General features: G+C 70.8%; 9 protein-coding genes. 3 read left to right on the top strand and 6 right to left on the bottom strand.

All coding sequences use genetic code 11. The features are described from left to right. The 3 genes from G6022_RS13630 to G6022_RS13620 form a co-directional block, all read right to left on the bottom strand. Window positions 1–698: FAD-dependent oxidoreductase (locus G6022_RS13630; protein WP_347238186.1), on the bottom strand; the 698-nt coding region annotated here is incomplete at its 3' end. Beyond that, complete coding sequence (locus G6022_RS13625) at window positions 671–2785, bottom strand: molybdopterin oxidoreductase family protein (RefSeq protein WP_182691770.1); 2115 nt, start codon at window positions 2783–2785, stop codon at window positions 671–673. The genes G6022_RS13625 and G6022_RS13630, both read right to left, overlap by 28 nt. A gap of 35 nt (window positions 2786–2820) precedes the next feature. Next, window positions 2821–4233 carry a nitrate/nitrite transporter gene (locus tag G6022_RS13620; protein WP_179524648.1) on the bottom strand — a complete coding sequence of 471 codons (1413 nt, stop codon included), beginning with the start codon at window positions 4231–4233 and terminating at the stop codon, window positions 2821–2823. A 173-nt stretch (window positions 4234–4406) separates the two neighbouring features. On the opposite strand from G6022_RS13620, the gene G6022_RS13615 reads away from it, so the two are divergent. Together G6022_RS13615 and G6022_RS13610 are read left to right on the top strand one after the other, a co-directional pair. Beyond that, entirely contained in the window at window positions 4407–4973 is a 567-nt protein-coding gene (locus G6022_RS13615; protein WP_182659359.1) for a hypothetical protein, read from the top strand. A 43-nt stretch (window positions 4974–5016) separates the two neighbouring features. Continuing rightward, window positions 5017–6168, top strand: coding sequence for an aminotransferase class I/II-fold pyridoxal phosphate-dependent enzyme (locus G6022_RS13610; protein ID WP_179524646.1), 1152 nt, complete (start codon window positions 5017–5019; stop codon window positions 6166–6168). Between the two features lie 50 nt (window positions 6169–6218). Here G6022_RS13610 and G6022_RS13605 read toward each other — a convergent pair whose 3' ends face one another. After that, window positions 6219–6695, bottom strand: a complete 477-nt coding sequence (locus G6022_RS13605; RefSeq protein ID WP_259848311.1) for a MaoC/PaaZ C-terminal domain-containing protein — start codon at window positions 6693–6695, stop codon at window positions 6219–6221. Between G6022_RS13605 and G6022_RS13600 the strand changes: the two genes are divergently transcribed. Next, window positions 6636–7526: a biliverdin-producing heme oxygenase gene (locus G6022_RS13600; protein WP_347237857.1), complete on the top strand. Its 891-nt coding sequence runs from the start codon at window positions 6636–6638 to the stop codon at window positions 7524–7526. The two genes, G6022_RS13605 and G6022_RS13600, sit on opposite strands and share 60 nt — an antisense overlap. Window positions 7527–7606: 80 nt before the next feature. Here the strand turns inward: G6022_RS13600 and G6022_RS13595 are convergent, their stop codons facing one another. Both G6022_RS13595 and G6022_RS13590 read right to left on the bottom strand, forming a co-directional pair. Further along, window positions 7607–8998 (bottom strand): hypothetical protein, encoded by a 1392-nt coding sequence (locus G6022_RS13595; RefSeq protein ID WP_182639714.1) that lies wholly within the window; start codon window positions 8996–8998, stop codon window positions 7607–7609. Window position 8999: 1 nt separating this feature from the next. After that, window positions 9000–10381: hypothetical protein (locus G6022_RS13590; RefSeq protein ID WP_206682383.1), on the bottom strand; the 1382-nt coding region annotated here is incomplete at its 5' end.

Here is a 10381-nt window from a genome sequence, read left to right as displayed (position 1 = left end):
GCGGTGCCGTCCCATCGCGCGGCCCGCGCACCGGTCACCACCCGGACGCCGAGCTCGTCCAGCGCGCGGATGAGCACGCGCCCGCCGCCGGAGTCCAGGTGGGAGTCCATCGGCCAGGCCCGGGGGTGGACGACGACGACGTCGCGGCCCGACCGCGCCAGTGCGCAGGCCACCTCGAGACCGATGAAGCCGCCGCCCACCAGGGCGACCCGACCGGGGTGTTCCTCGAGGTGGGCGGTGAGTCCCCGACAGTCCGAGGCGTCGCGGAGCGGGAACACTCCCGCGGCGAGCGCCCCGTCCGGTCCACGGACCCCGTCGATCGGCGGGATGGTGGCCTCGGAGCCGGTCGCCAGCACCAGGTGGTCGTAGGGGACGCGCTCGCCGTCGGCGAGCTCGACCTCCCGGGCCACCCGGTCTATCCCCTGCACCGAGGCGGACGTGCGCATCTCGATGTGGTTGCGGTCCCACCACCCGGTGGGCTTGAGCCGGGTGGCTCCCGGGTCCCCCATCCCCCCGGCCACCACGTGCGAGAGCATGATCCGGTTGTACGGCGCCTCGGGTTCGGCGCCGAGGACGGTCACCGACATCGTCTCGGGATCCGGTTCGGCGCGCCGCAGCTCCTCGGCGAGCCGGGCACCGGACATCCCCGCCCCCACCACCACCACCCGCATCACGCGGCCTCCAACCGGACCGCGCACGCCTTGAACTGCGGCATGCGGCTGTAGGGGTCGAGTTCGGGCAGGGTCACCAGGTTCGCGCGGGCGGCCCCGGAGTAGTGGAACGGCAGGAACAGGGTGTCGGTCCGCATGTCCTCGTCGCACCGCACGAGCGCTTCGACCGCCCCGCGGCGGGACACCACCCGGGCGCGTCCGCCGTCGTCGAGCCCCACGGCCCGCGCGACGACCGGGTGCACCTGGACCCACATCTCGGGGTCGGCCGAGAGCAGCTCCGGCACCCGCCGCGTCTGGGCACCGGACTGGTAGTGCGAGAGCACGCGTCCGGTGGTGCCCAGCAGCGGGTAGTCCTGGCAGGTGTCCTCCGCGGGTGGGTCCACGGCGGCCACGGCGAAGCGGGCCCGGCCGTCCTCGGTGGCGAAACGGTCGAGGAACATGCGCGGTGTCCCGGCCGGGGTGTCGGCGCCGCACGGCCAGAACAGTGCCTCTCCGGCGTCGAGGCGGTCCCAGTCCATGGCCGAGTAGTCCGCCTTGCCCCCGGCGGAGGCGCGCGCCAACTCGTCGAAGACCACCCGCGGGTCGGTCGGGAACCGATCAGGCCGCCGCCCGAGTCGGCGTGCGAGCTCGTTCCAGATCCACAGTTCGTCGCGGGCGCCCTCCGGCGGGGTGACCGAGCGGCGTCGACGCAGCACCCGGCCCTCGAGGTTGGTCAGCGTGCCCTCCTCCTCGGCCCACTGCGGGACCGGGAGGACGACGTCGGCGAGTTCGGCGGTCTCGGAGAGGACGAAGTCGGCCACCACGAGGGTGTCCAGCGATCGGAGCCGGGACGTGACCCGATCGGCGTCGGGCGCGGAGACCACGGGGTTCGAGGCGTGGAGCAGCATCGCCGTGGGCCCACCGGGCTGCCCGAGCGCGTCCAGGAGCTCGAAGGCCGAGAGCCCGGGCCCGGGGATCTCCTCGGGCCCCACTCCCCAGACCGCGGCGACGTGCGCGCGGGCGGCCGGATCGGTGATCATCCGGTAGCCGGGGAGTTGATCGGCCTTCTGCCCGTGCTCCCGGCCTCCCTGCCCGTTCCCCTGGCCGGTGAGGGTGCCGTAGCCCGTGCCGGTCCGGCCCGGCAGGCCCAGTGCCAGCGCGAGGGCGATCACGGCTCCGACGGTGTCGGTCCCCCGTGAGTGTTGTTCGGCACCGCGGGCGGTGAGGACGTAGGCACCGGTGCCCGCGTCACGAGAGCCCGCCAGCAGTTCCACCGTGCGTTCGAGTTGGTCGGCCGAGACACCGGTGACGCGTTCGGTGCGGTCGGGCATCCAGTCCGCCGCGATCGCCCACGCGTCCTCGAAACCCGACGTCCGGGTGGAGACGTACTCGGTGTCCAGGTGTCCGCCCACCACGGCGACGTGCAGGAGCCCCAGGGCCAGCGCCGCATCCGTGCCGGGCCGCAGCCTCAGATGGATCCCACCGCCGTCGACGGCCCGGTGCGCGGTCGCGCTGAGGCGCGGGTCCGCCACCACCATGCCGCCGGCCGCCGCGGCCGTGTCGAGGTGCTGGACGAACGGGGGCATGGTGTCGGCGGGGTTGGCACCGATGAGCAGCACCGCCCGGGCGTCGTCGAGGTCGGTCACGGGGAACGGCAACCCCCGGTCCAGCCCGAAACTCCGGTTCGCCCCGGCCGCCGCACTCGACATGCACCAGCGGCCGTTGTAGTCCACGAGTCTGCTCCCCAGCGCGAGGCGGGTGAACTTGCCCAGTGTGTAGGCCTTCTCGTTGGTCAGGCCACCCCCGCCGAAGACCGCCACGGCGTCGGGGCCTCCCGAGGCCTGCGCCCGCCGGATGCCGTCGCTGACCCGGGTCAACGCGGTGTCCCAGTCGGTCGGCCGCAGGTGCCCGTCCACCCGGATCAGCGGCGTGGTGAGCCGATCCGGGTGGTCGAGCAACCCTGCCGACGTCCACCCCTTCCGGCACAACCCGCCCCTGTTGGTGGGGAACTGCTCCGGGGTGATCGTCGCCGGTCCGTCACCGGCGGACGGCGTCACCGACATCGCGCACTGGAGTGCGCAGTACGGGCAGTGGGTGTGTGTCGGCGGGCCGGTCGTCGTCAACGCGTGCACCATGTGTCCTCTTCGTCTCGATCGTCGACCGAGGCCGGTCAGGCCTCGGCGCCCACGGGGACCCGGGGCTCGGTGGGTGCCGCGGCGACCGCGTCGACCCCGGCGGAGGCCCGCATGTAGACGACGCGCGTGACGATCGCCGCCACCACGTAGAACACCATGAACACGAGGAACGCCGACGTTGCCGCACCGGAGGACTGGTAGGAGGTGCGCAGGGTCATGTTGATGAGGAAGCCGCCGAAGGCCCCGACCGCGCCGGCGACCCCGATGAGCGCCCCGGCGTGGGCCCGCGACCAGGACGTCCGAGCGGCCTCGTCCAGTCCGAGGGTGTGGCTGCGCGCCTCGAAGACCGACGGGATCATCTTGTACACCGAGGCGTTGCCCACCCCGGTGAGCCCGAAGAGCGTGAGGAAGGCGGCGAAGAACAGGACGAGCGCGCCACCGGCGAGCCGGCCGTCGTTCGACGCCTGGATGTTCGAGGTCACCACGAGCGCGACGGTGGTGACCGCCATCCCGCAGAAGGTCACGAAGGTCACCCGGGCTCCCCCGAAACGGTCGGAGATCCGTCCACCGGCCATGCGGGTGAGTGAGCCCAACAGTGGTCCGAGGAAGGTGATCTGTGCCGCGTGCAGGGCCGCCTGGGCCGGCTCCTGGCCGTTGCCGGTGAAGGTCATGGTGAGCATCTGACCGAACGCGAAGGCGAATCCGATGAAGGATCCGAAGGTGCCGATGTACAGCAGCGACAACACCCATCCGTCCTTGTCGCGGGCCATGTCCTTCATGCTCTGCACATCCACCGTCTGGTGCGCGAGGTTGTCCATCTTCAGCGCGGCGCCGATCCCCGCGACGACGAGCAGGACGATGTAGACGCCGATCACCCAGTGCGGTGACCGGTTGCCGGCCAGTGCGATCACGATGAGCCCCACGACCTGGATCGTGGCCACGCCCAGGTTGCCCCCACCCGCGTTGAGGCCGAGGGCCCAGCCCTTCTCCCGCTGGGGGAAGAAGGCGTTGATGTTGGTCATGGACGACGCGAAGTTGGCGCCGCCGAGTCCGGCGATCGCGCCCACGACGAGGTACATCCAGAGCGGTTGGCCCGGGTTCGCCATGATCCACAGCATCCCGACCGCGGGGATGAGCAGGACGAAGGCCGAGAACATGGTCCAGTTACGGCCGCCGAAGGTGGCGGTCGCGAGCGTGTACGGGATGCGCAGGAAGGCGCCGGTCAGCGTGACCACCGCGGAGACGAGGAACTTGTCGGGTGCGTCCAGTCCGTAGACGTCCTGGGGCATGAACAACACCATGACGGCGAACAGGGTCCACACGGAGAACCCGACGTGCTCGGCGAAGACCGACCAGTAGAGGTTGCGCATGGCGGTCTTCCTGCCGCCCGACTTCCACTGCGCGTCGTCCTCCGGATCCCAGTTCTCTATGACATGTGAGCGCGACATGAGGTCGACCCCCTCTCTCTCTCGTGACGTGGACACCCCCTCGGTGTCCCTGCGAACTGACCGTATGCACGCCCTGTTTCCCCGGCGCTACCCGGTATGACGTGATGGTCACGGTGTCCTCACGCCGGACGCAACCCGCCGTGAGGGGTCTGCCACCGTGGTGGACTGGGGTCATGTCACCCCGGTTCACACCCCGCGCCCTCGGCGCCGTCGTCACCGCCGCCGCCCTCGCCACGGGCCTCGCGCCCGCGGCATCCGCCCAGCCCACCGAGGCGTGGCGGGCGTCGTTCGTCCCTGGTCACGGCGTCGAACTGGCGCCCGGTCAGACCATCACCCCGGACCAGCCGGCGTTCTGGATGATCGGCGACCGGGTCCGACTGCTCTCACCGCACGGGTCCTCTCGCCCGCTGTTCTGCACGAACGACCGCGGCCACCCGTACGGGCGGTGTTGGCAGCTCGACCCGGACGGCGGCCTTGTGGAGCTGCGGCACAACAGCGTGGTCAACGACGTCTGGCACTCACTCTTCACGCAGACCGGGTCCACGACGTCGGCGTACACCGGCCTCTATGACCTCGCGCGGCGGATGGGCTGGATGACGACCTCCGGCGGGGTCTTCGTCCCCCCGCATTCCGGCGGCAGCCTCGCCGGCACCTATTCGACCACGATGCCGCTCTCCCCCCACGGTTCGAGTCCGGTGTGGGACGTGTGGGTGCATCCCGGGTACGTGCCCGGCAGCTGAGTAGCCTGGGGGTCCTGTGAACCCGGTCGAAAGGACCCCCGCCGTGCCGTTCCCCCTCGATGTCCCCGAGTCCGTCCTGCGCAGGCGCCGGAGCCAGAAGTGGGTGGCGTACCCGGAGGACGTCCTGCCGCTGTTCGTGGCGGAGACCGACGTCCTGCTGGCCCCGGCGATCCGGGAGCGTCTCGCCGCCGCCGTGGCCGACGGCGACACCGGGTACTTCGCGGAGATCGAGCGACTCGCCGGGGTGTGCGCCCGCTACTACTCCAGGTTCGGGTTCGACGTCCCGGAGGAGTCGGTGGTCCCCGTCAACGACGTCGGCGTGGGCGTCCGGGAATCACTCGCACGGATCCTGCCGGCCGGCAGCGGGGTGGTCTACACGCCGCCGGTCTACATGCCGTTCGGACCGTGGATCCGGCGCGTGGGGATGTCGCCCGTCGCGGTGCCACTGGTCGACCACGACGGCGAGGACCCGCGGCTGGACCTGGCGGGCATCGAGCGCGCCCTGGCCGACGGGGCACGGGCCGTGCTGCTGAGCCACCCGCACAACCCCACGGGCGTCCTCCACTCCACGGCGGAGTTGGCCGGGCTCGCCGACCTGGCCGCACGATACGACGCCGTGGTGGTCTCCGACGAGATCTGGGCGCCCCTGACCATGCCCGGGGTCCGGTTCTCCTCGTTCCTGGCCGCCTCCGACACCGCCCGCGAGGTGGGCCTGGCCATCTCGTCGGCGTCCAAGGCGTTCAACCTCGCCGGCCTCAAGTGCGCGTTCGTGATCAACGGCAACCCGGAACGGTTCGAGGTGCGGCGCTCGGCACTGTCGGGCGCCGTGGGGCACTTCGGAGCGCTCGCCGCCGAGGCCGCGCTGACCGGGTCGCTGGACTGGCTGGAGAGCATGAACGCCGCACTGGCCGCGAACCTCGATCTGATGGACCGGCTCATGGCCGAGCATCTCCCCCGCGCCCGGTGGCGGCGGCCCGACGCCGGGTTCGTGGCGTGGCTGGACCTGCGCTCCTATCCCGGCCTCGGCGACGACCCCGCCGCGGCGTTCCTCGACGACGGCCGCGTGGCGCTGAGCAACGGCCCCGCCTTCGGCTCCCAGGGCAAGGGGTTCGCGCGCGTGAACTTCGCGTGCTCGGAGGAGCTCCTCACCGAGGCCTTCACACGGATGGGCCGCGTCGCCGCGGAGCGTGGCTGAGCACGGGGCACCGCACACTCACCTCACCCACCTCACCCGGCTCACCCCGACTACCCCGCCTCCTCCTCCCGGGGGCGGGTGGGCCCGTGTCCACGGCGCCACAGGAACACCGTCATCGTGGCGGTCAGCACCACGGCCGCGTCCTGGTTGCGCATCTCCAGATCCATCGTCACCCGAGCTCTGGTCTCGTCCGGACTCACCTCCGTCACGTGTACCGAGCCGGTCACCGTGTCCCCCGGCCGGACAGGGGCCGTGAAGCGGAGACGGTCGAACCCCCGTCCGGCGATCACCGCCCACCTCGAGTAGACCGACTCGACGCAGAGCCGCTGGAGGACAGCCAGTGTGTGGATCCCGCTGGCGATCACCCCGCCGTGGTGGCCGCCCGCGGCCGCCACGGGATCCGTGTGGAACCACTGCGGATCCCACTGCTGCGCGAAACCGACGATCTCCTCCTCCGTGAGGGTGAGATGCCCGAGCTCGAGACGATCACCCGGAGTCAGCTCGTCGGCGGTGACGATGGTGTCCACCCGATATCCCCTTCCATTCGACGACCGGCCTCCCGGGTAATTCCGCGACATGCGGACGCTCGCCTTTTCGGCCGGCACATTCCCGTCCGATCACCCGGCATTGTTCACGTTACTCAACATCAATACCGGTATGGCTATCCCCTTATTGTTGCCGTATTCTCTTTAGGCATACCTAACAAGCCCGGAGGACAAATGGAGACGATCATTTCCGCACCCCTGTCGAGAGCATTACACGACTCGACGATGGCCGCGCACGAACAGGCGGAGAACGCCTCGTTCATCACCCGCCTGATGAACGGCGAGGGCACGCCGGAAGGTCTGGTGGCACTCCTGCGGCAGTCACTCCCCGTCTACGAGGCCCTCGAGGACGCCTGCCGCCGGGCCGGCACCGACCCACGACTGTCGGCCATCCTCGATCCGCGCCTCGACCGGGCCGACGCCCTGCGTGCCGACCTGGAGTCGCACCGCGCCCAGGGGCGCACCTACGACCTCCTGGTCCCCGCCACCGAGGCCTACGTGGCCGAGCTGCACGCGTGTGCCACCGACCCCGCCGCCCTGATCGGGCACCACTACGTCCGCTACCTCGGCGACCTCTCGGGCGGGCAGATCATCAGGACGATGGTGCGCCGCCACTACGGCATCGAGACCGGTCTGAGCTTCTACGACTTCGACATCGCCAAGCCCAAGGTCTACAAGGACGACTACCGGGCCGCTCTCGACGCCCTCCCGCTGAGCGAGGCCGACCGCGGAGCCGCGCTGGCCGCCGCCACCCGGGCCTTCGAGCTCAACCACCGGATCTTCCTCGATCTGGAGGCCCAGGGCGTTCGCTGACCGCCCGCCCGGGCCACCCGACGAGAAGCGGCCCCGACACCCCGGGAGGGTGTCGGGGCCGGGCCCGTTCCGCGTGTGACCTACATCAGGCTGCCGAAGAGGTTCGTCATACCCGCGAGCGAACCGCCACCGACGTTTCCGGTGTCGTCATCGTCGTCGTCATCCCCACCGGTGGTGAAGGTGATCGGCGCGCTGAGCTCCCACGGCGCGTGGACCGCGCCGGAGGCCGCATAGGTGTAGATGCCGTAGCCGCCCGTCTCCGACTTCGCGTCGGCCGCGTCCTTCGAGACGGTGAGGGTGGTGGTGAAGCTGCCGTCGGGGCGCAGTTCGACGGCGCCGGCGGCGGCGCCCCCGATGACGGCGTGGTTCTCCGCGGCGAGGACCCACTTCTGTTCGACCACCTTGCGCGCCGCCGAGGTCCCGCCCGCGGACGGCTTCCACGCGTCCTCGAACTTGCCGAAGACCAGGTAGAACCCGGCGGGCTTTCCGGCCAGCGGCGGGCGGACACCCACCACGGACCGGTCGTTGAAACCGGTGCCGGTGATGGTCACCTGGTGGCTGCCGTCCGCGGCGAGTGTGGTCTCGGAGAGCTGGATCTTCGGGGTCCCGACGGGCACCTGGGTCTCGTCCTCGGTCAGGTCGTAGGTGACCTGGAGGGGCAGCGGGCCCTTGAGATTCTGGTCTCCGCCACAGCCGGTGTTGTAGTAGTGCGGGTGCACTGACGCCGGCACGGCCGCCAGCCACTCGGGCGTCCACGCGCCCCAGACGTTCGGCGTGGTGCAGGTCCGGTCCTGGGTCCCACCGTTGTGCTGCACTCCCGCGTACCGGGGGGACAGGGTGATGGTGCCGTCCTGGGCCACCTGGGCGGCACCCGGCCCGAACGCCAGGACGGTCGTGCGACCGGCGTTGACCTCGGGAGTGGGGTTGCCGTTCATGTCGTTCGCCGCGCCGATCGTGACATCGGCGTTGAGCGTTCCGGAACCGTCGGCGTTGACGGTCAGCTTCGGATCGGCCAGGGTCTCGTCGGGAGCGTTGAGATTCGCCGGGTAGGCGTTGAAGGTGATCTCGCCGTCCCAGTCGATGGTGACGGTGCCGTCCGTACCGCGGACGCCCTCACCGTCGGAGAACGTGATCGCGTTGGGGGTCGCCTGCTGGCCCCCGACCAGACTCACGGGCATCGAGGTGGCCGGGAACGCCGCAGGTGTGTATTCGGCCTGCGTTCCCCCCGAGACCGACCCCACGAGAGCCGACGCGTCACCCGAGGCGTCGAGGATCCGCCACGGCCCGAAGATGCCCTTCTGCGCGTATCCGCTGATGCCCCAGACGAACGAGGCGTCCGAGACGGTGCCCGGGGTGACGTCCTGCGCCTGGGCCGCCGGGGCGGCGACGACTCCGGCGAGCAACGCGAGCGTCGCCCCCAGCATCGTGCCCCGTCGGCCGGCGAGCGCGAGCCGGGATCGAGAAGTCTTCACATCAGTCCTTTCGTCGAACTGTCTGGTAGAACAGCACTGCCGCGAGCGCGAGCACTGCGGTCCCCACCCACCACTGCCATTGGTGGGTGGGGTCTCCGGCCTTCTGGGAGGCGGAAGTCTGGGCGTAGACCACGTCGGCGCCGTGGAGCGGCGAGTTGGCCGCCACCGGGATCGTCGCCTGGTCTGCGAGAGCGGTCGACGCCGCGGGCGCGGGGCCACCTGTGGAGGGAGTCGCGGAGGACGCGGGGATCGAGGCGAGCGTGCCGCCCACGGTGCCGGCGGTCATCGGAGAGGTGGAGGTGTAGTACTCCTCGAAGTACTCCTCGAAGACCTCGTCGACGGGGACCCCCTCGGCGGCCGGGGATTCGGGCGACACGCCCGGGTCCGCCCCCTCCCGCGCCGCCCTCACCGCATCGGGCTGGAGCGGTTTCCACGCCTCGTCCATCCAGGCGGCCGCGGTGTCGGCGACGTCGTCGCCCGCAGCGCGGAGGACCTGTTCGACCGTGTTGTCGAGTACCTGCCCCACGATTCCTTTCGACCCACCCGAGCCTCCGGAATTCGGCATTTCCTCGGGGTCATCCGGATTCCAACTCACCGCTATCGGGAGGGCGGGTTTCGCGCTGTCGGAGGTCCCGGTGGAATACCAGAATCCTCCCGATCCGGCGTCAGCGGCAAAGTCGACGAATTCAGCGGGGAACGCTCCCCAGTCATTCCCGTCTCTCGTCTGGGGATTCTCTCCCGGCTTGGCGGAATAGGGCACGCGGAGGTATTCGGGGGTCACGGAGAAACCCTTTTTCCCACCCAGTTCCACGCGATTCCGGGGGAGGTTCGCGACGACGACGGTGCGCGACGGGATCGGGACCGACACCTCGGGGTTGTCCTGGGAACTCCGTCGCCCACCCAGGGTCGCGGTGACGGTCGCCTTCGTGGGCGTGACGGTGAGGACCGGGTCGGTGACGCTGAGGAACACCAGGCCCGAGTAGTAGAGGACCGAGGCGGTGCCCCTCCACTCGATCTCGGCGGTGCCCGCCCCAGCGTCGACCGTCCCGGTGCCGTTGCCGAAGACCATCTCGAGTCCGCTGTACCTGCTCGAGGCGGCGTCACGGATCGGCGTTCCCGACTGGTCGGTCTGCGTGCCGGCCCAGGTGGCGGCCGCCGTGGCCCCGGTCGCGGATCGCTTCTCGATCGTGACGTCGCCCGACGTGGCTCTCCACGTCTGTTCGGTGATCGTCGCCCCGGACCCGGCGAGCGCCGACGAGCTGTCCCCGGCGGAGAGGAAGTTGAGCCCGGGGCCGTGGCTGGGCCCGGCACTCTGTCTGCTGAGCCCCCATCGGAACTCCGCATCGGTCAACTCGACCTCGGAGCCCTGTGCGTGCGCAGCCG

Source organism: Dietzia sp. Cai40, from assembly GCF_014145165.1.
GTDB classification, from domain to species: domain Bacteria; phylum Actinomycetota; class Actinomycetes; order Mycobacteriales; family Mycobacteriaceae; genus Dietzia; species Dietzia natronolimnaea.
This window is presented reverse-complemented; position numbering and strand designations above follow the sequence as displayed.